Here is a 23,835-nt window from a genome sequence, read left to right on the forward strand (position 1 = left end):
ACGAAGGCCCCGGAAACGGGGCCTTCAGATTGATTACAAACCCCTCGGTTTTTGGCAGCAGTCAAAATCGAGGGGTTTTTGATTCTGGTTTGTTCTCGATCTGAATCCGAGACGTTCCGTGAATCTCGCAGCATTTCGACGGGCTGGAGGTTTGTCAGCAGTCTGAAGGCCCCGGAAGCGGGGCCTTCTTTGTATCGTTCAACGATAATGGCGGGAGCAGGACATCCGCTTACAAAGCCCTGGCCGGCAACACCTTGCCTTCACAGGGGCCGAAGCCGATGCGATAGCCGTCGCCCTGCGCATGCCCTCTGAAACGAACCGTATCGCCGTCCTGCAGGAAAGACCGGCTCTCGCCGCTGTCCAGCGTCAGGGGTTCCTTGCCGCCCCAGCTCAGTTCCAGCATGGAGCCGCGCGATTCCTTGACCGCACCGGAAATCGTGCCTGAACCGAGCAGGTCGCCGGCGTCCATCGGGCAGCCCGATGTGGTGTGGTGGCAAAGCTGCTGCGCGGCCGAATAGTACATTTCCGAATAATTCGTGCGGCTGATCACCGTTGCCGCCCTGCCTTCCGGCTCAAGCTCGATCTCAAGACCGATGTCGTAGAGCATCGGCCCCGGCTCGGCGAGATAGGGCAGCAGCTCCTTTTCACGCGGCGGGGTCGGGGTGCGGAACGGCTCAAGGGCGGCGCGCATCACGATCCACGGGCTGATCGTGGTGGCCGTCGCCTTGGCCTGGAAAGGCCCGAGCGGCTGGTATTCCCACGCCTGGATATCACGTGCCGACCAGTCGTTGAGCAGCACATAGCCGAAGATCATCTCGTCGGCTTGCGCCACCGAAACCATGCCTTCGGACGGCATTCCGACCACCGCGCCCATTTCCAGCTCGAAATCGAAGCGTTCGCAAGGCGCGAAGCGCGGCGCGGCATCGTTCGGCCCCTTGAGCTGCCCATGGGGACGGCGAACCTCCGTGCCCGACACCACCACCGATGAAGCGCGGCCATTATAGCCGATCGGAATATGCAACCAGTTGGGCGGCAGCGCATTCTCGGCCCCTCGGAACATTGTGCCGACATTCGTGGCATGGTGCCGGCCAGCGTAGAAATCTGTGTAGCCGGAAACGATGAAGGGCATGAAGAACTCGGCTTCGCCGGCAGGATAAAGGTGCGGCTCGACCAGTTCCCGTTCGGCTGCGTCCTCGTGCAGCAATTCGGTCAGACGCTCGCGGAAGAGATTCCAGACATCCGGCCCCAGTTCCATGAACTCGTTCCAGAACGGAACCTTGAACACAGGCTCGTCCGCAACATGGATGAGCCCCGCCTCCTCCAGCGCCCGCACATCGACGATAAAGTCGCCGATGGCCACGCCGCAGCGCGGATCGTCGTCACCCGGCGCAAAAACGCCGCATGGCAGGTTGTTGAGCGGGAAGTCGGCCGAGGCGGAGTTGGCGCTTTCGACCCAGCTTCTGGAAAGTGTCATGCAAAAAAATCCCCGATGAATAATATTCGGGCGGAGGCATCGCCCCCCGCCCGTTCGCCATTTGCAGGCGTGTTCACTTTACCGACGGTGTGCCGTCGAATTTCTTTTCAAGATCCGCCCAGCAATCCACATAGTCGTCTTGCAGCGGCGCTATGTTTGCGGCGAACTCGGTGAGATGCTGGGGGAAGCGCGTCTCGAACATGAAGGACATGGTCTGGTCGAGCTTTTCCGGCTTCAGCTCGGCGTTGGACGCACCCTCGAAGGCGTTGCGGTCCGGGCCGTGCGGCAGCATCATATTGTGCAGGCTCATGCCGCCCGGTACAAAGCCCTTGGGCTTGGCGTCGTAGACACCATAGATATTCCCCATAAGCTCCGACATAATGTTCTTGTGATACCAGGGCGGACGGAAGGAATGTTCCGCCACCATCCAGCGCTCGCGGAACAGCACGAAGTCGATATTGGCGGTGCCCTCGACGCCTGATGGCGCCGTCAGCACCGTGAAGATCGACGGATCGGGATGATCAAACAGGATCGCACCGACCGGCGAATAGGTGCGCAGATCATATTTGACCGGTGCGTAATTGCCATGCCAGGCCACCACGTCGAGCGGCGAATGGTCGATGAAGGTCTCATGGAACTGGCCGCACCATTTGATGATGACGCGCGAGCGGGCGGCGCGGTCCTCGAAAGCCGCAACCGGCGTCTTGAAATCGCGCGGATTGGCAAGGCAGTTGGCGCCGATCGGCCCGCGATTGGGCAGATCGAATTTCTGGCCGTAATTCTCGCAAACGAAGCCGCGTGCCGGCCCTTCCAGAACCTCGACGCGATAGACGAGACCACGCGGCAGAATGGCGATCTCCTTCGGCTCCAGATCGATGACGCCAAGTTCGGTTGCAAAGCGCAGGCGCCCCTCCTGTGGAACCACCAGCAGTTCGCTGTCGGCCGAATAGAAATACTCGTCCTGCATCGAGGCGGTGACCAGATAGATATGGCTGGCCATGCCCACCTGCGTGTTGACGTCGCCTGCGGTGGTGACCGTGTGCATGCCGGTGACCCAGGTGAGCGGCTGGTCGCTATGCGGCACCGGATCCCAGCGATACTGGCCAAGGCTGATGACGTCAGGCAGCACATGCGGCGCGGATTTCCACATCGGCACGTCGATTTTTGAGAAGCGCGCGACATGCTTGACCGAAGGCCGGATGCGATAGCACCAGGTGCGCTCGTTCTTGCCGCGCGGCGCGGTGAAGGCCGTACCAGAAAGCTGTTCGGCGTAGAGCCCATAGGCACATTTCTGCGGGCTGTTCTGGCCCTGGGGCAGCGCGCCCGGCAACGCCTCCGTCTCGAAATCATTGCCGAAACCGGGCATATAGCCGGGTGCCGTGCCCATGGTTTCGCTGCTGGAAATCATGCCTTGCGGCAGGGATCTAATCGTCATTGCACACCTCCCGAAAGCTGGGCCGCACGGAATTCGGCGGCTGGATCTTCATGTCGCCCAATATCGTTGCAAATGCAACGATGTCAAGCGGGTCGGAACCCGAATATGCGCATTTCGAGCAAGTGCTTGTTGGCAAAGGAAGATTCAGGCAGAAGGTGAGCGTGTATATTGCCGCCAGACGATGTTTTTTAATAATGAGGGGAAGCAGGCAGGATGGCCGAAGATTTTGATCTCGATGATTTTTTGCCTTACCAGCTTGCGGTCGTCGCCAGCCGCATGAGCCGCGCGCTGACGGACGTCTATGCCGCCGAATCCGGACTGAGCATGCCGGAATGGCGCATCATGGCGCATCTGATGAGCACGCAAGCCGTAAGCGTGCGGGAAATCCACCAGCGCACCGATCTCGACAAATCGAAGGTCAGCCGCGCATGCGACCGGCTGGAAGCGGAAGGATTGCTGCGCAAGACGATCAGCGCCCAGGACCGCCGCCTGGTCGAACTGGAGCTCACCCCGGCCGGCAGGGATTTGATGAGCAGGCTGATTCCGCTTGCACAGGATTTTCAGGCGCGGCTTCTCGACGGCATCGGCGAAGATGCCGCCGTCTTCCAGAGTGTGCTTGCGCGCATCATGAAAGAGCTGAAGTGACGGAAAGCGAAGCGCCGCGCCCCGTTCGGACCGCGGCGCGACAGGATGTTACTTGCCGTTGGCGGCGATGTAATCAGCCATCAGCGAGAGCAATTCGAACATCACCACCATGGCATTCATGGATGTAATGTTGTTCGGATTGTCCTTGGTCGGCATGAGGCAGACGACGTCGGCTCCGACCACGTTCAACCCGCGAAGCCCCTGCAACATGCGCACGGCATCGCCGATGCGGATGCCGGGATAGCCGGGCTCCAGATTCGACACGCCCGGTGCATCGACGGGATCGAGCGAATCCAGATCGAAGGTAATGTAGATCGGCGCATCGCCGATGCGCTGGCGCAGCGCCTCGATCACGCCCCTGGGGCCGATCTCTTCATATTCATCCATGCCGATAATGCGGTAGCCGAGTTCCTCGCTGGTGTTGCGCGAGCCGGGCGTGCCGACATTCGGACGGATTCCGACCTGCGTCGAGCGATGCGGATCGACATGGCCTTCCTCGACCAGATAGCTCGCCCAATGGGCGGCGGAACGGCGATTGCCCAGCCAGTGCGGCAGGTGGTTGTAGCTGTCGGTGTGGGAGTCGAAATGCACCAGCGCCACCTTCTCACCCCTGGTCAGGCGGGAATGCTTGCCCGCCACCGCCTTCACCAGCGGGCCGGTGACGGCATGGTCGCCTCCCATGGAGACAAGACGTGTGCCGGCCTGATCGAAGCGCTTGGCGAAGGCCTCGATATGCTCCACGCAAATGTCGTTGACCATGGCTTCCGGCAGTGGCACGTCGCCTGCGTCGTTGATGCGGCAGACATCCCAGGGGATCATATTGAAGCGGCCATGGCCTCGACGATACTGCGCCGAAACGTTACGCACCGCGCGCGGCCCCAGATGCTGATCACGCTCGGTCGAGCCGTTGCCGGAGGAGTGCGGCACGCCGATCAATGCGATGTCGCTCTGCGCCGGGTCTTCCTGCCAGGGGCTGCGGAAGAAGGTCGGGATGCCCCACCAATACCAGCGCTCCACTTCCTTCTTGGCGGCTTCTACATCGAATTCCGACATCGCGTCGTGCTCCTTCTTGCTATTTCGGCGGCCCGTACGGGCATGAGAATTCCGTTCACCCATTCAGATGAATGGGTGGCGATAGGTGTCTGATGGCTGCGTGCCCGCTGCTTCAGGGAGCCGCGGGCATGAGAACAGCTTCAGGGAACTCTGCCGTGCAGGTGTTCTGCTGCCCGGTCAGGAATGCTGCGTCCTGCCGGATCTCAAGAATCGTCGGCACAGTGCGGTTACCGGCATCGGCCAGTTCGGCGGCAAGTTGCTCGAAACTGCCGATACGCTCTGCATAGCAGCCGAAACCGCGCGCGATCGTAATGAAATCGGGCACGACGAGATCAACGCCGAGCGGCGCAATGCCCTTGTCGATCATGTAGTTGCGGATTTCGCCATAGCCGTCATTGTTCCACAGAAGCACGATGACGGGCAGTTGCGCCTCGACCGCGCTGGCAAGCTCTCCGATCGTGAACAGAATGCCGCCGTCGCCCATCAGCGCCACGACCGGCCGTGCGGTTCCGACGCCGACCTTGGCGCCCATGGCAGCCGGCAGGCCATAGCCGAGCGTGCCGTAGCCCGTGCTGGAATTGAAGAATGAGCGCGGCTGGCGCGGCCGGAAAAATTGGTTCGCCGCATAGACCGTCTGCGCAGAATCCCCCACATAGACCGCACCCGGCAACGCCGCATCCAGTGCTTCCATGAGGTTGCGGTAAGGCTCGATGCTTTCCGGCAAGGCGGCCTGGTTGGCCTTGCGCAAGGCAGCGGCACGCGCAACGCCGTCGCCTCCTGCGCGGCGCTTGAGCCGCAGGGCCAGACCGGAAAGGGCGGCCGCAGCATCGCCCAGCAGAGATACATCGGCAAAAGGTTTGCGCGTGAGCTGTTCAGCATCGATGTCGATGCGGATCAGCTTGCCGGATGCGGTGAGTTCGACCGGCAGAGGATACATCTCCGTCTCGCCGAGTTCGGTTCCGATCGCCAACACCACATCGGCATCGTGAAAAGCCTGACGTATGGGCGCAGCGCCAAGATTCTCACCCGCGAGCAGCGGATGCTCGGGCGCCAGCAGCCCCCGCCCATTGACGGTGAGGATCGTCGGGGCATCCAGCAACTCGATCAATTGCCGCGCTTCCGCGGCAGCCGACACCGCGCCCCCGCCAAGCACGACAACCGGGTTGCGGGCCTGCGCCAAAAGCTCCGCCGCACCATCGAGCGAGGCACGAGACGGTGCGGGTCGCTCCGGCAGCGGGCAGGTGCGGACCGGCATCTCATCCACGGTCGCGGCGAGCACATCTACCGGGATTTCCAGATAGACCGGCCGGGGCCGCGCGCTCGAGAACACCGCCATGGCCCGCGCCAATGCCTCGGGCAACTGGCCGGGATGCAGCACGGTCTGGCTGAAGGCGGAAACTTCCGCAGCAAGATTGCGCTGCGCGCGCAGCTCATGCAGCGCGCCCACCGGCGCGCCCAGCTGCTCGATCGGGTTGGCGGTGGAAATCACCAACATCGGCACGGAATCGGCATAGGCCTGCCCCATGGCGGTGAGGATATTGGTGAGGCCCGGCCCGGTGACGGTGAAGCAGACGCCGACCTTGCCCGTTGCGCGCGCATAGCCGTCGGCCATGAACCCCGCGCCCTGCTCGTGGCGCGGCGTGACGTGGCGGATGGGCGAAACATCGAGCCCCCGATAGAGTTCGACATTGTGCACTCCGGGAATGCCGAAGATCACCTCGACGCCATAGGCCTCCAACAGCCTGATGATGATTTCTGCGCAAGTCGACATGGCTTGGTCCCGGACTGTTCGGCGGCTCGCGCCTCAGTGCATGATCTGCGAGAGGAAGTTGCGCGCCCGCTCGGTCTTGGGCGCGTCAAAGAACTCGTCAGGCGACGCGATTTCGACCACCTGCCCGGCATCCATGAAGATGACACGATCTGCCACCTTGCGGGCAAAACCCATCTCATGCGTCACGCACAGCATGGTCATGCCGCCGCGCGCGAGTTCCACCATGACGTCCAGCACCTCGCCCACCATTTCCGGATCCAGCGCGGAAGTCGGTTCATCGAACAGCATCACCTCGGGCTCCATACACAGCGCCCGCGCGATTGCAACGCGCTGTTGCTGGCCGCCCGAAAGCTGGCTCGGCATCTTGTGCGCCTGCTCTGCAATGTGAACACGTCCGAGCAGGCGGATCGCCGTTTCCTCGGCCTCCGCACGCGACTTGCCCCGAACCTTCATCGGCGCCAGCAGGCAGTTTTCCAGAACGGAAAGATGCGGGAACAGGTTGAAGTTCTGGAACACCATGCCGACCTCGCAGCGTATGGCGCCGACATTCCTGTTCTTGCCGTCGAGCTCGACATTGTTGACGTGAATGGTGCCGACATCATGCGGCGACAGATGGTTGATGCACCGGATCAGCGTCGACTTCCCCGAACCGGACGGGCCGCAGATGACAATCTTCTCGCCCTTGGCAATCGACAGGTTGATGTTCTGGAGAACCTGGAAATCCCCATAGTTCTTGCCGACATTGGCAAGCCGAATGATCTCGCTCATGGCGGTATCCCTATTTCTGGAACGGCATCAGGCGCGGCGCATCAGCGCCATGGCTCTCTGGACGACGCCCGGATCGTTTGAGGTCTCGGCCCTGGAGCGATCCCAGCTGTACTTGCGCTCGAGCTTGCCCTGCACATACACCAGCGCATAAACCATGATCAGGTAGTAGATTAGCGCGGCGGCATAATATTCCGAGAACTGGAAGGTGGTCGAAACCGCGCGCGAGGCCGTGCTCATCAGCTCCTGCAGCGAGATCACCGACGCCAGCGACGTGATCTTCAACAATGTGATGAATTCATTGACCGTGGGCGGTATGGCGACGCGCATCGCCTGCGGAAGCGTGATGTAGCGGAAGATCTGGAAGCGACTGAGGCCAAGCGCCTCGCCGGCAGCCTCCTGCCCCGGATCGACAGCCTTCAGCGCCGCGCGATTGATCTCCACCTGATAGGCGGCCTCGTTGAGGCTGAGCGCGATCCATGCGGCCAGGAAGGGCGTGAACCATGGCTCGCGGAAGATCGGGAAGAATTGCGGCAGCGCGTTCCAGACGAAGAGCAGTTGCAGCAATGTCGGCGCGCCGCGCAGAATTCCAACAATCCCTTTTAATGCGCCCGGCAGGAAGCCACCACCGCGGTTGATGATGACCGCCACAGGGATCGACACCAGAATGCCGACGCCATGCGACAGCAGCGACAGGATGATGGTGATGCAGGCGCCCCTGAAGAACGCCTCGGACGTGAGAGCGCCCCAGAAGGCGGAAAAGTCGAAACTCATGACAACAGCCTGGATTGTTTTATGGACCGACACCGTTATCTGCGGCGACGCGCGTTACGCGCCGCCGCAGCAGCGGTTCACTTGCCGGCGGTGATCGCCTCGGGCGACAGACGCCATTTTTCGGTAATGGACTTCAAAGTGCCATCCTGCGCGAGCGCGGACAGCGCATCGGCAACAGCCTGCTTGTCATCGCCGACGCGACGCAGATAGACGCCGAACGTGTCCTGTCCGGGGAAGGCATAGATGGTCTTGAGCTGACCCGGATGCTGGAGATCGCGATAGGCCAGTTCGGTATCCTGCGAGACCGCGGCAGCGGCACGCCCCACAAGCACCTGCTGGATCACGTCGGTCTGCTTAGGATAGGTCTGGATGCTGATTCCGTCCTTGCCGTCCGCCTTCAGCGCGGCGCTGACCTTCTCCAGTTCCTCGACATAATGTGTGCCGGCCTGGACGGCGACCACCTTGCCGCTGAGACCGGCCGGATCGCTGATCGCCAGATCGCTCTTGGCCGAAGTGAAAACGACCAGCGCAGTGCCCAGATAGGGCGTGGCATCATAGGTCTTGGTCCGCTCCGGCGTGATGAGGATGCCGCTGATGACGGCATCGCAGCGCTGCGATTCGAGACCCGGCAGAAGGCCGGAGAAGTCCGACACCACCAAACGCGACTTCAAGCCCCAATGCGCTGCCAGCGCCTCGGCGAGATCAATGTCATAACCGACCGGCTTCTGGTCGCCGGCGGCCTCGAAGAACTCCATCGGCGGGAACGTTGCGTCGGTGCAGACGACGAACTCGCCCTTGCCGGCAAAGCTCGGCCTGACATCTTCGGCAGCCGCCGGAACGACAGCGGATGCAGCCGCGGCGAATGCAGCAAGCGCAATAAGTGAAACTCTGTTTCGGAAAGCCACTGGTTTCCTCCCTGGCAAAACCTTCGGCCCGACCGTTTCGGGCTGACCTAACCGTTCCCATTATTTTCGTTATAAGTCAACAAAGTTCTGTTAAAGCGAACATCTGTTAAGCTAAGCTACCGGTCGCTGGCATCTTCGATGCCGGGAAAGACTCACGTAAGGTAGGCGCATGGCAGATACACCCACCCAACGAAACGGCGGCAAGGCGTCGCCCCGCATTGGCCACCTTCTGCGCGAGAGGCGCCGGCAGCTTGACCTCACGCTCGACGCCGTTGCGAGCGCCACATCGCTGACCAAGGGCTTCCTGAGCGACATCGAGCGCGACAAGACCTCCCCATCGGTCGCTTCGCTGGTGAAGCTGTGCGACGTGCTCGGCATGCCGGTCGGCGATCTTTTCTCCTCCTCCGAATCGGCGGTGGTGAAAGCCAATGAGCGTGCACCGATCAAATTCGGCGGAACCGGCGTTTCCGACCATCTGCTTACCCCCAGCGGCAGCCTGCGCCTCCAGGCCATCTGGACGGAGATTGCGCCCAGAGGCACGGGCGGCGAGCAACTCTACGCACTGCGCTCGGAGGAAGAGTTCATCATCGTGCTGTCGGGAGAACTGGCCCTGCAGCTCGAAGACGAAACCTTCATCCTCAGCAAGGGTGACGCCTTGACCTTCGATCCGCGCCGCCTGCACACCTTCTACAATCCCTCCGACAGTGAGCCCACAACGGCGATTTTCGTGATGACGCCAAAACCGCGCTAGCGGCCAGGCAGGCATGAGGCCGCCCCTGCGGCCCGTGCCCCCTCCGCATTGATCAGGATTTGGGACGCTCCAACCAGTCGAGCAGGCGGTAGAATTCACCCACCACCGGCAGGAACCACGGATGCCCGGCATAACCCGGCATGGTGGTAAAGCGGGTGCGGGCAAAGGCGGTCTCGGCGCCGCGGCCAAGAATGCGGCCGCCAATGCAATCACCGAAATAGCTCATCAGGGCGACGCCCTGACCGCAGCAACCGAGCGCGAAATGGATACCCTCATGCTGGCCGACATGCGGCAGCTTCTGGAAGGTGAAGGCGACGTTGCCGGTCCAGCTATGCTCCACACGCGCCTTGCCGAGCGATGGGAAAACCGTGGACATCGCCGCATGCAGCCGCGCAGCACTTTCATCGGAACTGATCGGCCGAAAGCTGGTGCGCCCGCCGAAGATCATGCGGGTGCCGTCCGGCGACAAGCGGTAGTAGAAGAGATTGCGCTTCGTATCCTGGATCATGCGCGCAGCCGGGATCAGCGCGCGCAGGTCCATCGGATCCATTTGCTCGGTGGCAATGATATAGCTGCCGATCGGAATGACCCGGCGCCGGAACCAGGGCATGCCGGGATCGGTGTAGGCGTTGGTCGCGACGATCACCTGATCGGCACGCACGCTGCCGCGATCGGTCGAGAGCACATAGCCCCCCCCCTGCCGCGCGGTGCGCTGCACGCGGCAACGGCTGCGGAATTCCACGCCAGCGGCACGGCAGGCGGCCACGAGCCCGGCGTGATATTTGGCCGGATGCAGGCCGCCGGCCATTACCGTGGTGCGGCCGCCATAATAGATGTCGGAGGCAAGCTCGCCGCGCTGCGCGCCCTGCGGCACCATCTGCGTTTCAACTCCAAGCGCGGCCAGTTCTTCGGCCTCATGCGCCAGCGCATCGTAATGCTTGGGCGCATAGGCGGCAAAATACATGCCCATGCGCTGGTAATCGCAGGCGATGCCCTTTTCCGCGATCGACCGTTCAAGAAACAGGACCGAATCCTGCGCCTCCTGGAAAAGCGCATTGGCGGTATCGCGATCATAGGCAGCGCAAAGCTCCTTGTGCGACAGCTTCAATGTGCCAGACACCATGCCACCGTTGCGTGTGCTGGCGCCGAAGCCGAGATCCTCGGCGTCGATCACCAGAACGGAGAGACCGCCCGAAGCCAGCCGGTACGCCGCGGACAGCCCGGTATAGCCGGAGCCGATGACGGCGACGTCATAGCTCCCATCGACGCTTGCCGCGTCTTCGGGCCTTACCGTCTCGCGAGACTGCCACCAATAGGGTGTGTTCGGAATATTCTGAAACTGATGATCGCGCGCCAAGGTCTTTCCCGCCATAATGCGAACTTTGTTCGCTTATAACGTACTCGCTCGCAAGGGCAAGCCGATTCACGGCTAACGCACCTGCCGCGACAGTTCCGTTGCCCTTTTGGCTTCACCGGAAACGTTCGGCGCGCATCCTGAGCGTATAATCAAAGGTTTGGCCGTTGCAGGCAGCCGCTTCGGCAAAGCTGACGGAAGTTCTAGCAGCTTGCACCAGCGACCATCCCTGACGATCACGACATTGACGCAGGCGTGCCCCGCCAGACGCGCCTGCCCGTCCTTTATCCGCGCCAGCTCAGGAAGCGCTTTTCGATCAGGCCGATGATCCAGCTCACGATCAGGCCCATGACGGACAGGATCGTGACACCGGCAAACAGCCGCTCCAGATCGTAAAGCGCGCCGGCTTCCAGAATGTAGGATCCGACGCCATATTCCGCGCCGAGCATTTCGGCTGCGACGAGAAGGATAATCGCGATCGAGATCGAGACGCGCAGGCCCGACAGGATGCCGGGAAACGCGCCGGGCAGTACGATCTTGCGCACGATCGACCACCAGGAAAGCCCGAAACTCTGCCCCATGCGGATCAGGCTACGGTCGACATTGTCCACCGCGCCATAGGTGGCGACCACGGTCGGGGTGAAAGTGCCGAAGGCAATCAGCGCATATTTCGACATCTCGTCGATACCGAACCAGATGACGAAGAGCGGCAGCAGCGCGATCTTCGGGATCGGGAACAACGCCGCGATCAACGGCACCAGACCTGCCCTGACAAGGCTGAACAGGCCGATCAGCACGCCGAGCGACACGCCCACCAATATGCCGAGGGAAGCGCCGACAAACAGGCGCTTTAGCGAAGGCAACAAATGCTTCCACAAAAGTCCCGTGTCGTAGAGCTGCACGAAAGTCTGCAGCACGGCCGACGGACGCGGCAGCGTAAGGCTGGTGATGAAGCCGGTGCGCGTGCCGATCTCGGCAAGCGCGATCAGGACGACGAAGACGATGAGCCCGACGCCGTGCACATGGCGCGGCGCAAAACCGCGACCGCGAAATTCGACCGGGCGGCGAGCCGGAAGATCAGACATCGAGCAACTCCTGGTCGGCGGCAGCCGCCTCCTCGCGCATCAGCTCCCATAGCTGCTTCTGCCTGGCTTCCAGTTCAGGATTGGCCAGCGCGCGCTGGTCGAGCGGCACATCGATCTCGACGATCTCGCGGATGCGTCCCGGCCGGCGCGATAGCACCACGATGCGATGGCCGAGCCGCACGGCCTCAGCCAGATTGTGGGTCACATAAACGGCAGTGAACGGCTGGCGGGTCCACAACGAGACCAGATCGTCCATCAGCAATTCACGGGTCTGACTGTCGAGCGCCGACAGCGGCTCGTCCATCAGCATCACCGCCGGGCGCACGGCGAGCGCGCGGGCGATCGCCACGCGCTGCTTCATGCCTCCGGAAAGCTGCTTGGGCAGCGCGGTGCGGAAATCAGAAAGGCGCGTGCGCGCCAGCACGTCGGTGACGATCTGGTCCATCTCGGCATTGCCGAGCCGGTGGTCTTCAAGCACCAGCCGGATATTGCCTTCCACGGTGCGCCATGGCAGCAGGGCGAAATGCTGGAACACATAGGTGAGCGGATTGAGCGAGTCGCCGGCCGGCGTGCCGACCTGCAGGACCGCCCCCCTGGAGGGAACCTCCAGCCCGCCCAGGAAGCGCAGCAGGGTGGACTTGCCGCAGCCCGATGGCCCGATCAGGCAGACGATCTGCCCTTGCGGGATTTCGAGCGAGATGTCGCGCAACACCTCGACGGAGCCATAGGTGTGGCTGACATTGTCGATCAGCAAATCCATGGAACACTCCAGCGGAGGCCTGGTGGCCTCCGGTACCAGAACAATTGCCTGAAAAGGCTAGAGCATTTTGCAGCCAGGCGGAATCGCCTGGCGTCACGTAAATGCGGTTAAAACAACGAGATGGAGCGGGACAAGGCCATCCACCAGGATGACCGGCGCTCTAGATGGTTTTGACGTAGGATGTGTCGAAAAGCATCTCCGGCGTGATGTCCTCCTTCACCATGCCCTCGGACTTGAACCATTCGAGTTGCTCGGTTACCGAATTGAGCGACAGGGCCAGTCCCTTGTTGATGCGCTGCGACCCCTCGAGGAGATTGTTCCGCGCGGTTTCGAACGGCAGGTCGGCCTCGACATATTTATGGACGATCTTGGCAACATCATCGACCTCGGCGGCATCAGCCGTCTTGTCGACGAACGCGGCATTGTAGTCGTCCACGGCCTTGGAATAGGCGCGGATAAAGGCTTGCGTCTTTTCGCGCTCGTCAGCGGCATTCCTTGTCGAGGTGAATACCGTGGTGACCTGATAGTCCGGCGCGTAATCGGAGAACAGGCCGATCTGCCTGGCGTGACCTTCCGCGATCATCATCTTGCCGATCGAAGGTTGAATGGCCCAGGCGTCGATCTGACCCGACGACAGCGCACCGACCACGGCACCGACCTTCTGCAGCGGGCGCAACGTGATCTGATCCAGCGGTATGCCATTGGCTTGGGCAATTTTGTACACCATGAAGTGGAACGAAGAACCGGTGGTGGTGATGCCGAAGCTCCTGCCCGCAAGTTCCTTCGGGCTGGTGAGGCCGGCTTCATACGCCTTGTTGGAGGCAAGGATGATGGCGCCGACAATACCCTTTTCTTCCGTCAGCGCACCGCCGATGACCTTGACGGCTCCCTTCCCCGCCAGGCTGATAAGACCGCCGCTCATCGCGGTCACGCCATAGTCCGCATCGCCGGAAGCGATTGCCACCGCCATCGGCTGGGCAGCCTCGAAGAACTTCAGATCGACGTCCAGGCCCTCATCCTTGTAGTAACCGCGCTCGAAAGCGATGAAGCTGGGGGCATGGCTGGCAAGCCGGATCACGCCGAGATTGACCTTGGCAGCCGCGCGCGCGGGCAGGCCGAACGACAGCATGGTGCCGGCAGCACCGAGACCGATGAGAGCCTGCCTGCGGTTCAACGGGAATTTCAGCATAGCGTCATCCTTCCGGAAAATTTCGTCTCCGGGGCTGTTTCAGACTTTTTCTGCATTTGCAACCCGGCCATTTGTCAGGGGTATTCAAGCCTGACCCCGCAAAGCAGGGCCCCGTTTTCGGAAAAGATCATACTCAACAAATAGATAAATGCGGCAATGATGGTCAGAGCCAGGATGCCGCGCTGCGCGGCAAGCGCCCCTCGGGATCGATTACCCTGAGCGACGGCCCGTCATCGGCGCCATTCCAGCGCCACAGCGCAACGCAAGTACCGCCGGGCGACATGAAGGAGGGAAAGATCACGCCATCGACGCCCCGCTCCAGCAATTTCACATGGAGTTCGTGGGTTGCAGGCAGTTTGCCCCGGTCGAGATCCGCGCGCCATTCGCAGCGGTGGATTTCGAGGCCGAACCCAAGGTCGCGCAGGACCTGCCCATCGGTCAGGTCGGCAAGATTGGCGTTGCTCAGTTCAAGCTGCGCGATCAGGGCGGGATGCTGAACAAAACCCTGATTATACTCGGCCCACGCGGTGGAAAGCTCGCGAGCGGCATAGATGGTCGGCGTGCCGAGCGGGTTCCAGCGGCCGCCGAAGCGCGCGGCCCCCTCTCCCGACAGCGGGGCGTGCGCCCATCTCGGCACATAGGCCCGCCACAGCAAAAGCGCCGGCGGTGTCGAGGGCTCAGGCATACACGCCCGAGCGCACTGCCTCCAGATAGGCCAGAACCTTGTCGGCCTTGCCTTCCGCGACCAGATCGTAGGCGGTCTTGCCTGCCCAGCCCGGTATCGGCTGGTGCTTGAACCAGATCACGGCGCGGCTTTCATCGCCCGCCATTTCGGTTGCCATGGCGAGAATGCGCACCACAGGGCTCAGCGCCAGATCGACCTTGCGCGTGGCCGCCTTGGCGGTGAGCGTGTTGCGGGCAACGCCGACCAGCCGCGCCAATTCGCTCAGCGTGACGCCGAGCTGTTCCGACACGCGCCGCGCCGACAGGAAGGCTGAATGCGGCGCGCTGAAATTGGCGGCTTCGATTCCAAGGCTACGCGCGGTCATGGGTCATTCTCCGATCATGAAATGATCACCTGACGCTCAATATGAGCGCAGATCATGCTCGGTTCAAGTGCTTGCAAGCCGCCGGGCGAGACAGAGTTGGCTTCGGCTTGCTCTTGCAGACGGATATGCAGCGGGGAAATCTGTATAAATTCGATCCTATCGTATTGCATATCAATTCGATCAGTTTATAAAATCACCTCCACACTGCTTGGCTACCAAAGCTTGGAGGACGAGGTGACGGCAGTCCGCACCAGCCTCTGCGTTCGCACGCAGTGTTTCCCGGTTCATTTCCCAATGGCAGGTTGATCATGGATTCTCCCGACAAGGCACCATCGGCAGGCGATGTGCGTTCCGTGCGCGGTCTCGCACATCCGGTCGAGATCGCGGTAGACCGTTGGGGCATCGCGCATATCCGGGCCGAGGATCGCGACGACCTCTTCTTCGCGCAGGGCTACAACGCCGCGCGTGACCGGCTATGGCAGATCGACCTGTGGCGCAAGCGCGGGCTCGGCCTGCTGGCCGCGGATTTCGGTCCGGGCTATCTGGCACAGGACCACGCCTCGCGGCTGTTCCTTTATCGCGGTGACATGGAGGCCGAGTGGGCCGCCTACGCTTCCGACGCGCAGGAAATCTGCGAAGCCTTCGTCTGCGGCATCAACACTTATGTGGACGCGGTCAATGCTGGTGAGCTGGAACTTCCGCAGGAATTCCAGTTGTTCGGCACGAAGCCGGCGCGCTGGCAGGCGCAGGACGTGGTGCGGATCCGCAGCCACTGCCTGACGCGCAACGCGATCTCGGAAATCCTGCGTGCCAACGTCACGGCCCAGGCCGGCGCCAAGGCCGATGCGCTGCGCAAGCAGATCGAGCCGGCGGTGGAACCGCATATCGATGATGCACTTGGCATCGTGCCGGTTGCCGCAATCGACGTTTTCAAGCTGGCGACGGCAAGCGTCACCTTCAGCCCGGAGCGGCTGGACGCGAAACTGGACGATGCATCGCGCTGGAAACGCATCAACACGCTTGGCGAAATCGTGCGCGAAAGCGAAACGCAGGGCTCCAACAACTGGGTGATTTCCGGCGCCCGCACCGAGACGGGGCGGCCGCTCATGGCAACCGACCCGCACCGCACCCATGCCGTGCCCTCGCTGCGCTACATGGTGCATTTGACCATGCCGGGTTTCGATGCCATCGGCGCCGGAGAGCCGGCAGTTCCAGGCATCTCGCTCGGCCACAATGGCCATAGCGCTTTTTCGCTCACCATCTTCGGTGCGGATCAGGAAGACGTCTATGTCTACGAGACCGATCCCGCCAACCCAGGAAATTATCGCTATGGCGATGGCTGGGAAGAGATGGTCGAGGTCGAGGAAGTATTCGAGGTCAGGCATCACCCCGACCAGAAGCTTGCGCTGCGTTTCACGCGTCACGGGCCGGTCATGCATGAGGACCGCGCCGCGGGCCGCGCCTATGCCTTGCGCACCGTATGGACCGAACCGGGCTCGGCCCCCTATATGGCCAGCCTGTCGGTGATGCGCGCCAGATCGCTCGACACTTACCGCGATGCGCTGCGCACCTGGGGCACGCCCTCCATCAACCATCTCTACGCCGATGTGACAGGCACCATCGCCTGGCAGACGGTCGGCAAGACGCCCATCCGCCCCAACTGGAACGGGCTTGCCCCCGTGCCGGGCGACGGCCGCTACGAATGGCAGGGGCATCTTTCGCTCGACCAGCTGCCTTCGTCGGTCAATCCGGAAAAGGGCTTTCTGGCCACCGCCAATGAGATGAACCTGCCGCAGGGCTGGGATTCGTCCAGGGCCGCCATCGGCTTCGAATGGGTGGACAAGAGCAGGTCGCAGCGTATCCATCGCGTTCTCGGCGAACAGCCGCGGCATCGGCTGTCGGATTCCTGCGCGCTGCAAAACGATCTTCATTCGGAAGCCGCCTCGCGCATGCAGAAGGTTTTGCGGGACGTTGCACTGGCCGGCGAAACGGCCACTCATGCGGCCAGGCATTTGCTTGACTGGGATTGCGTCGCAGCATCGACCTCGTCGCCCGCTGCACTGTTTGAAATCTGGGTGACGCGGCACCTCAAGCCGGCGCTCTACACCGCGTTCGGCGCGGACGAAAAACTCCACGCCCTGCTCCAGCCCGGCGACATCCAGTCCGTGCTCGAAGTCATGGAGCAACCGGCTGCATGGTTCGAGGAAGACGGCATTTCGCAGCGCCAGCGCATTCTGCAAGAAACGCTCGACGCAGCCTGGCAGGATTGCGAGATGCGGCTGGGTGTTGATCCCGCTGGCTGGCAGTGGGGCAAGGTGCATCGCCTGATCCTCGACCATGCGGTCGCAGGCGCCTTCCCGCAGGTTGCGTCGTCCTTCTCCATCGCGCCCATTGAGCTTGGCGGATCGGGTTCGACGCCCATGTATGCCGCCTATCGGCCCGGCGACTTCGCCGCCATCACCGGCCCCTCCGTCCGCATGGTCATCGATGTCGGGGCATGGGACAACAGTCTTTTCATCAACCTGCCCGGCCAGTCTGGCGACGCGCGTTCGCCGCATTATCAGGATCTGGCGCAGGACTGGCTCGCCGGCCGTTATCACCAGCTCGCCTATTCGCGCGAGGCGGTGGATGCGGTGACAGAGCATCGCATCCTGCTGACCCCTGCGCGGTGAAGATGCAGACGTCAGTCAGACAGGGCGCGCGCCGCCTCGATGGCCAGCGGCGCGAAGCGGCGGCGGAACTCCTGTTCCTCCCATTCGCTGAGCGATCCGGCGATGTGAACCGCGCCGAGCGGGATTCCGCCGCGTGTGACAGCGGCCGCGATGACAATCTCGCCGATCAGGCTTTCCTCGAGCGCGCAGGCGTAGCCGTCCCGCGCCGCTTCCCGTACCTTGCCCATGATGATCTCGGGATCGGTGATGGTCTTGGGGGTCTGCGGCCGACGCTCCGAACTGTCGATGATGTGCCTTGCTATCGTCTCGTCGAGATAGGACAGGCAGGCGCGTCCGCCCGAAGAGCTGAAGGTGGGGATGCGCCGGCCCGCCAGCGTGGCAAAGAACGTCTCGCGCTTGCTCTGCAGACGCAGCGCATAGATGATCGTCGCGCGGTCGAAGAGGCTGAAGTCGACCCGTTCCTTGGCCGTTTCACGCAGCGACAGCAGGATCGGCGTGGCGCGCTCGATGACCGGGTTGGTGCGCAGATAATCGAAGGAACGGTCGAGCAGCCGCTTGCCCGGCAAAAGGCCGGCGTCGTTGGGCGCCTTTTCCAGATAGCCGAGGCTGAGCAAGGTCTGGGAGATTCGCTGTGCGGCGCTCTTGTCGATGCCGGCGGCCTGCGCAATCTCCCGCAGCGAAAGCGGATACGGCTGGCTGCCGAAGACCTCCAGAACCTGAAAAGCCCGCGCTACCGAACGCAGGAACAGCCGTTCGTCGACCGTGTCCCGTTCGTCTTGTTCCTTCATGCCCATCCCTCCGATGGCTTCAACTGAATATCCGGCGATTGACGCGGGTTTCGCCGCGTCTTATGTTACTTATCGAAACGATCGTATCGTTAGTCAATACGAAGAGTGAGGAAATGGCTGCCAGCGATCAAAATTTCCGACGATGTCATGTCAATCATGGCCTCCCCCGCGAAGATATGATCTTTCTGCATCGTCTTGCACACGACAAGGTTGCGTTGCAACAGCCGGGCTGCGGCCATAACCGTCCCGACTGCGGGGAAGCGCAGCCATGAGTTCTCCCTTGCGTGCAGTGCTTTCGCGTCTGGTGAAGTCGGTTGCCGTAGTGCTGGCAATCGTTCTCCTCAATTTCCTGCTGATCCGCCTCGCGCCCGGCGATCCGGCGTCGGTCATGGCTGGCCAGGCCGGTGCGGCCGACCAGCAGTTCATGGACCAGTTGCGTGAACAGTTCGGCCTCGACAAGTCGATCTATGAACAGGCCTGGATTTACCTGAAGGGCATCGCGCAGGGCGATCTCGGCTTCTCCTACCGCCAGAACACGGCAGTGTGGCAGCTGATCGCCGAAAGACTGCCGGCCACGCTGCTGCTCACCGTTTCGGCCTTCATCTTTGCCCTCATCGCCGGCGTTGTGATGGGCGCTATCGCGGCGATGAATGCGGGCCGCAGCCTGGATTTCATCATCTCCGTCGTGTCGCTGGTGTTTTATGCCACGCCGCTGTTCTGGATCGGCCTGATGTCGATCCTGCTGTTTTCGGTCTATCTCGGCTGGCTGCCGGCTTTCGGCATGATGACCGTTGGCGCGGGTTACACAGGTTGGGATCATGTGCTCGACGTTGCGCGTCATCTCGTGCTGCCGGCCACCACCCTCGGCCTGTTCTATATGGCCGTCTATGCACGCATGACGCGGGCTTCGATGCTGGAAGTGCGCGACATGGATTTCGTCCGCACCGCCCGCGCCAAGGGCCTGAAGAGCGGCCCGATCGTGCGCCGCCACATCCTGCGCAACGCCATCCTGCCCATCATCACGCTGGCGGGCATTCAGGCGGGCCAGCTCGTCGGCGGCGCGATCCTCACCGAAACCGTGTTCGGCTGGCCGGGCATCGGACGACTTGCCTTCGACGCGCTGCTACAGCGCGACTATCAGGTGCTGCTGGGCGTGTTCCTCATCACCTCGGTCATGGTCGTGATCTTCAACATCATCACCGACCTCATCTACCGGGTCGTCGATCCGAGAATGGGAGCGTCGGCATGAATGCGAGCCTGCGCCGTTTCCTGACCAATCCCAAAGCCGTGGTCGGGCTCGTCATCCTGATGCTGGTCGTGCTCGCCGCGATCTTCGCGCCGGTGATCTTCCCGCGCAATCCCTGGCAGATGGCCTCGCGGCCCTTCCTGCCGCCATTTCAGGACGCGAAATTCTGGCTGGGCACCGACATGCTGGGCCGCGACATTCTCGCTGGCCTTGCTTACGGCGCGCAGATTTCGCTCATCGTCGGCGTCGCCTCGACGGTTGTCGCGGTGGTCGTGGGCGTGCTCTTCGGTGCAATGGCCGGCTACTATGGCGGCTTCGTCGACGACGCCCTCATGCGCGTGACCGAATTCTTCCAGACGATCCCGACCTTCGTCTTTGCTCTGTTGCTCGTGGCGATCCTGTCGCCGTCGGTGATGTCGATCATCATCGCCATCGGCGTGGTGAGCTGGCCGCCCGTGGCGCGGCTGGTGCGTTCCGAGTTCGCCAGCCTGCGCAGCCGCGATTTCGTCAAGGCGGCGGTCGTGCTCGGCCAGTCCAATCGGCAAATCATCTTTTCCCAGATCCTGCCCAACACCATGTCGCCGGTGATCGCCATGGCATCGCTGATGGTCGCCTCCGCGATCCTCACCGAAGCGGCCATCAGCTTTCTCGGCCTTGGCGACCCCAACATGATGAGCTGGGGCTACATGGTGGGCGCTGCCCGCACTGTTATCCGGCAAGCCTGGTGGATGAGCTTCTTCCCCGGCATCGTCATCCTGCTTGTCGTGCTGGCGCTCAACCTCGTGGGCGAGGCGCTGAACGACGTGCTCAATCCGCGTCTTGCACGAAAGGGCCGGCAATGAGCGACCCGCTTCTGAAGATAGAAAAGCTGACGGTCGCCCTGCCCTCGGCCGGCGACCGGGTGAATGCCGTCAGCGATGTCAGCCTGACGCTCGACAAGGGCGAGATCCTCTGCATTGTCGGCGAGTCCGGCTCCGGCAAATCGATCACCGCCTCCACCGTCATGGGCCTGTTGCCGAGCGACCAGCTCAAGATCACCGGCGGGAGCGTGACCTTCGACGGCATCGACCTTCTGGCGCTGGACGAAAACGGCATGCGCAAGGTGCGCGGCGCGCGTATCGGCATGATCTTCCAGGAGCCGATGACGTCGCTCAACCCGGTCATGAAGATCGGGCGGCAGATCGAGGAAGTCATGGAAGCGCATGGCATTGCGCGCGAAAAACGCCAGGCCCGTGCCATCGAGCTTTTGCAGGCGGTCGGCCTGCCCGAACCCGAGGCCATTGCCGAGCGCTACCCCTTCCGCCTCTCCGGAGGCCAGCGCCAGCGTGTCATGATCGCCATGGCGCTTGCGCTCGAACCGGACATGCTGATCGCCGACGAGCCGACCACCGCGCTCGACGTCACCACACAGGCGCAAATTCTCAAGCTCATCCGCGACCTGCAGCGCGAGCGCGGCATGGGCGTGCTGTTCATCACGCATGATTTCGGCGTCGTGGCCGACATCGCCGACCGCGTAGCGGTGATGCAGAAGGGCGTCGTGGTCGAGGTCGGTCCGGCCTCGGAAGTGCTGGTATCGCCCGGCCATCCCTATACGAAATCGCTGATCGACGCCGTTCCGGGCTTTCGCGAGCAGGCATCGGCAGGCAGCACCGAGGCCCCGGTGCTGAAGGTTTCGGGATTGCGAAAGGTCTATCGCACCGGCGGCGGGCTGTTTGCCGTGCCGAAGGAATTCGTCGCCGTCAACGACGTCTCCTTCTCCATCGCGCGCGGCGAAACGCTGGGGCTGGTAGGAGAGAGCGGCTCGGGCAAGTCCACCATCGGCCAATGCGTCATGCGCATAAACGGCATCGACGGCGGCAAGGTCGAGTTCAATGGCAGCGATATCGTCAATGCTTCCGGCGCCGCCCTGAAGGCCTATCGGGCCCAGGCACAGATGGTATTTCAGGATCCGTTTGCCTCGCTCAACCCACGACACAAGGTTGGCCGGTCCATCATGGCCGGGCCGCTGGCGCATGGCGTAGACACCGCCACGGCGCGCAGCCGCATGGAACAGCTCCTGAAGCGCGTCGGCCTCGATGCCTCGGCGGCGGACCGCTACCCGCATGAATTCTCTGGCGGCCAGCGACAGCGCATCGGCATTGCCCGCGCGCTCGCCGTGGAGCCGGACCTGCTGGTGGCCGACGAGGCCGTATCCGCGCTCGACGTGTCGGTGCAGGCGCAGGTGCTCGATCTCCTGCGGGAAATTCGCGACGAGTTCCACCTCGCCATGCTCTTCATCACGCACGATCTGCGCGTGGCCTCACAGATCTGCGACCGCGTGATCGTGCTGCATCGAGGACGCATCGTCGAGGAAGGCGAAGTCACGAACGTCTTCGGCGACCCGCAGGATTCCTACACCCGCAATCTCCTGGCCGCCGTGCCGGGACAGAAATGGCATCGGGGCGAACAGCAAGCCTTGCCCGCCTGAATTTACAAAGACGCTTCACCGGAGGAGTGACCAGATGAACGACCTGACAATGAACCGCCGCACGGTGCTGCTTGCCGGCTCGGCCAGCCTGCTTGCCGGCCTCATGCCGCAGATGACGCTTGCGCAGTCTAACAACGCCGCGCGCATGAACGTCATCGCGTTCCCGGAGCCGCCGACGCTGTTCATCGGCCTTGACCAGAACGGCTCCACGCAGACCGTGTCCGGCAAGATCTATGAAAGCCTGCTGAGCTACGACTTCGACTTCACGCCCAAGCCCGGCCTCGCCGAATCCTGGGATGTGTCCGAGGACGGACTGACCTACACCTTCCATCTGGTGAAGACCGCCAAGTGGCACGACGGTGAACCGTTCACGGCCGACGACGTGGTGTTCACCACCAAGGAATTCCTGATGGAAGTGCATCCGCGCGCCCGCGGCATCTTCCAGAACTGCGAAACCATCGAAGCCGTGGACGAACACACCGTCCGCTTCACGCTCAAGCAGCCTTTCGCGCCCTTCCTGATGGGCTTCGAAATGTCCACCGCGCCGATGATCCCCGCGCATCTCTATCGCGGCACGGATTTCCGCACCAACCCGAACAACAACAAGCCGATCGGCACCGGCCCGTTCAAGCTGGCCGAGTGGAATCGCGGCTCCTACATCCGTCTTGAGAAGAACCCCGACTATCACGGCGAAGGCGAGCCGCATCTGGACGAGATCATCTTCCAGATACTGCCGGACGCAGGCGCTCGCGCCGTCGCCATCGAGCAGGGACAGGTGCAGCAGGCGCAGTTCTTCGACATCGAGATGTTCGACATCCAGCGGCTGTCCGAGCTTGGGAACATCCAGCTCATCACCAAGGGCTACGAGTTCTACGCGCCGGTTGCGCGCATCGAGTTCAACACCCGCGTCGAGCCTTTCAACGACAAACGCTTCCGTCAGGCGATCTGCCATGCGCTGGACAAGCAGCTCTTCGCCGACGCCATCTTCTTCGGCCTCGGCAAGCCGGCGACCGGCCCGATCAGCAACCGCACCCGCTTCTACGATGCGGATGTGAAACCTTACGACTACGACCTCGAAAAGGCGGCAGCCCTGCTCGACGAAATGGGCCTGAAGCCAGATGCCAACGGCGTGCGCCGCACCGTGAAGTTCCTGCGTCTGCCGTGGGGGGAGACCTGGGCGCGCTTTGCCGAACTGGTGCAGCAGCAGCTCGCGCTCATCGGCATCAAGGTCGAGATCGAGCCGGCCGACCCGGCATCCTGGACCTCCAAATACGCCAACTGGGAATTCGAGATGACCTCGAACTACCCCTATCAGTTCGGCGATCCGGCGCTCGGCGTGTCGCGCTTCTTCGTTTCCAGCAACATCCGCAAGGGCGTCGCCTATTCCAACTGTACCGGCTACGAGAACCCGGAAGTGGACGCGCTGTTCGAAAAGGGCGCAACCGCCACCAGCGATGCCGACCGGCAGGCGGCCTATAGCGCGGCACAGAAGATCCTGGTCGAAGACGTGCCGATGGCATGGCTCGTCGAGGTCGATTTCCCGACCCTGCTCGACAAGGGCTATGAGGACGTCGTCGTGTCAGCAATCGGCGTCAACGAGACCTATCGCAAGGCCCGCAAGGCCTGAGCCGCGAACTCAGCGCCCCGGCAAT

The 23,835-nt window shown here is 62.4% G+C and carries 21 protein-coding genes; 7 read left to right on the forward strand and 14 right to left on the reverse strand.

Annotated elements, in window-relative coordinates; genetic code table 11:
* Window positions 1–229: 229 nt before the first annotated feature.
* Together fahA and hmgA are read right to left on the reverse strand one after the other, a co-directional pair.
* Window positions 230–1,474 carry a fumarylacetoacetase gene (gene fahA, locus C7441_RS08400; protein ID WP_109612486.1) on the reverse strand — a complete coding sequence of 415 codons (1,245 nt, stop codon included), beginning with the start codon at window positions 1,472–1,474 and terminating at the stop codon, window positions 230–232.
* A 73-nt stretch (window positions 1,475–1,547) separates the two neighbouring features.
* Window positions 1,548–2,909 (reverse strand): homogentisate 1,2-dioxygenase, encoded by a 1,362-nt coding sequence (hmgA, locus tag C7441_RS08405; RefSeq protein ID WP_026060258.1) that lies wholly within the window; start codon window positions 2,907–2,909, stop codon window positions 1,548–1,550.
* Window positions 2,910–3,122: 213 nt separating this feature from the next.
* On the opposite strand from hmgA, the gene C7441_RS08410 reads away from it, so the two are divergent.
* Entirely contained in the window at window positions 3,123–3,554 is a 432-nt protein-coding gene (locus C7441_RS08410) for a MarR family winged helix-turn-helix transcriptional regulator (RefSeq protein ID WP_109612487.1), read from the forward strand.
* A 48-nt stretch (window positions 3,555–3,602) separates the two neighbouring features.
* Here the strand turns inward: C7441_RS08410 and C7441_RS08415 are convergent, their stop codons facing one another.
* The 5 genes from C7441_RS08415 to C7441_RS08435 all read right to left on the reverse strand — a co-directional run bounded on the left by C7441_RS08415 (window position 3,603) and on the right by C7441_RS08435 (window position 8,822).
* On the reverse strand, window positions 3,603–4,607 hold the full coding sequence (locus tag C7441_RS08415) for an arginase family protein (protein WP_109612488.1): 1,005 nt from the start codon (window positions 4,605–4,607) through the stop codon (window positions 3,603–3,605).
* A 112-nt stretch (window positions 4,608–4,719) separates the two neighbouring features.
* A complete protein-coding gene (locus C7441_RS08420; protein WP_109612489.1) occupies window positions 4,720–6,378 on the reverse strand; it encodes a 5-guanidino-2-oxopentanoate decarboxylase in 1,659 nt (552 codons plus the stop codon).
* Window positions 6,379–6,411: 33 nt separating this feature from the next.
* The gene (locus tag C7441_RS08425; protein WP_019171608.1) at window positions 6,412–7,146 is read right to left on the reverse strand and encodes an amino acid ABC transporter ATP-binding protein; all 735 of its coding nucleotides are present in this window, start codon (window positions 7,144–7,146) and stop codon (window positions 6,412–6,414) included.
* A 27-nt stretch (window positions 7,147–7,173) separates the two neighbouring features.
* Window positions 7,174–7,917 (reverse strand): amino acid ABC transporter permease, encoded by a 744-nt coding sequence (locus tag C7441_RS08430; RefSeq protein ID WP_109612490.1) that lies wholly within the window; start codon window positions 7,915–7,917, stop codon window positions 7,174–7,176.
* A 77-nt stretch (window positions 7,918–7,994) separates the two neighbouring features.
* Window positions 7,995–8,822, reverse strand: a complete 828-nt coding sequence (locus C7441_RS08435; RefSeq protein WP_109612491.1) for an ABC transporter substrate-binding protein — start codon at window positions 8,820–8,822, stop codon at window positions 7,995–7,997.
* A 169-nt stretch (window positions 8,823–8,991) separates the two neighbouring features.
* On the opposite strand from C7441_RS08435, the gene C7441_RS08440 reads away from it, so the two are divergent.
* A complete protein-coding gene (locus C7441_RS08440; RefSeq protein ID WP_019171609.1) occupies window positions 8,992–9,573 on the forward strand; it encodes a helix-turn-helix domain-containing protein in 582 nt (193 codons plus the stop codon).
* A gap of 52 nt (window positions 9,574–9,625) precedes the next feature.
* Here C7441_RS08440 and C7441_RS08445 read toward each other — a convergent pair whose 3' ends face one another.
* The 6 genes from C7441_RS08445 to C7441_RS08470 form a co-directional block, all read right to left on the reverse strand.
* On the reverse strand, window positions 9,626–10,930 hold the full coding sequence (locus C7441_RS08445; protein WP_109612694.1) for an NAD(P)/FAD-dependent oxidoreductase: 1,305 nt from the start codon (window positions 10,928–10,930) through the stop codon (window positions 9,626–9,628).
* Between the two features lie 281 nt (window positions 10,931–11,211).
* Window positions 11,212–12,012, reverse strand: a complete 801-nt coding sequence (locus C7441_RS08450; protein ID WP_019171611.1) for an ABC transporter permease — start codon at window positions 12,010–12,012, stop codon at window positions 11,212–11,214.
* Entirely contained in the window at window positions 12,005–12,772 is a 768-nt protein-coding gene (locus tag C7441_RS08455) for an ABC transporter ATP-binding protein (RefSeq protein WP_109612492.1), read from the reverse strand. The genes C7441_RS08450 and C7441_RS08455 overlap by 8 nt, the downstream gene beginning before the upstream one ends.
* Window positions 12,773–12,932: 160 nt before the next feature.
* A complete protein-coding gene (locus C7441_RS08460) occupies window positions 12,933–13,961 on the reverse strand; it encodes an ABC transporter substrate-binding protein (RefSeq protein WP_425326568.1) in 1,029 nt (342 codons plus the stop codon).
* Window positions 13,962–14,124: 163 nt separating this feature from the next.
* Window positions 14,125–14,646 carry an RES family NAD+ phosphorylase gene (locus tag C7441_RS08465; protein WP_109612493.1) on the reverse strand — a complete coding sequence of 174 codons (522 nt, stop codon included), beginning with the start codon at window positions 14,644–14,646 and terminating at the stop codon, window positions 14,125–14,127.
* Entirely contained in the window at window positions 14,639–15,010 is a 372-nt protein-coding gene (locus tag C7441_RS08470) for an antitoxin Xre/MbcA/ParS toxin-binding domain-containing protein (RefSeq protein WP_109612494.1), read from the reverse strand. Before C7441_RS08470 ends, C7441_RS08465 begins: the two co-directional genes overlap by 8 nt.
* Window positions 15,011–15,318: 308 nt before the next feature.
* On the opposite strand from C7441_RS08470, the gene C7441_RS08475 reads away from it, so the two are divergent.
* The gene (locus C7441_RS08475) at window positions 15,319–17,682 is read left to right on the forward strand and encodes a penicillin acylase family protein (RefSeq protein ID WP_109612495.1); all 2,364 of its coding nucleotides are present in this window, start codon (window positions 15,319–15,321) and stop codon (window positions 17,680–17,682) included.
* 11 nt (window positions 17,683–17,693) lie between these two features.
* Here C7441_RS08475 and C7441_RS08480 read toward each other — a convergent pair whose 3' ends face one another.
* Window positions 17,694–18,470 (reverse strand): IclR family transcriptional regulator, encoded by a 777-nt coding sequence (locus C7441_RS08480; protein WP_244916085.1) that lies wholly within the window; start codon window positions 18,468–18,470, stop codon window positions 17,694–17,696.
* A gap of 268 nt (window positions 18,471–18,738) precedes the next feature.
* Between C7441_RS08480 and C7441_RS08485 the strand changes: the two genes are divergently transcribed.
* Genes C7441_RS08485 through C7441_RS08500 form a run of 4 tightly spaced genes read left to right on the forward strand, consistent with a single transcriptional unit; the run spans window position 18,739 to window position 23,810 of the window.
* Entirely contained in the window at window positions 18,739–19,719 is a 981-nt protein-coding gene (locus C7441_RS08485) for an ABC transporter permease (protein ID WP_109612497.1), read from the forward strand.
* A complete protein-coding gene (locus C7441_RS08490) occupies window positions 19,716–20,558 on the forward strand; it encodes an ABC transporter permease (protein WP_109612498.1) in 843 nt (280 codons plus the stop codon). Before C7441_RS08485 ends, C7441_RS08490 begins: the two co-directional genes overlap by 4 nt.
* Complete coding sequence (locus tag C7441_RS08495) at window positions 20,555–22,183, forward strand: ABC transporter ATP-binding protein (protein ID WP_109612499.1); 1,629 nt, start codon at window positions 20,555–20,557, stop codon at window positions 22,181–22,183. Before C7441_RS08490 ends, C7441_RS08495 begins: the two co-directional genes overlap by 4 nt.
* A 34-nt stretch (window positions 22,184–22,217) precedes the next feature.
* Window positions 22,218–23,810, forward strand: a complete 1,593-nt coding sequence (locus C7441_RS08500; RefSeq protein ID WP_244916086.1) for an ABC transporter substrate-binding protein — start codon at window positions 22,218–22,220, stop codon at window positions 23,808–23,810.
* Window positions 23,811–23,835 lie beyond the last annotated feature (25 nt).

Source organism: Pseudaminobacter salicylatoxidans (genome assembly GCF_003148475.1).
Classification (GTDB): domain Bacteria; phylum Pseudomonadota; class Alphaproteobacteria; order Rhizobiales; family Rhizobiaceae; genus Pseudaminobacter; species Pseudaminobacter salicylatoxidans.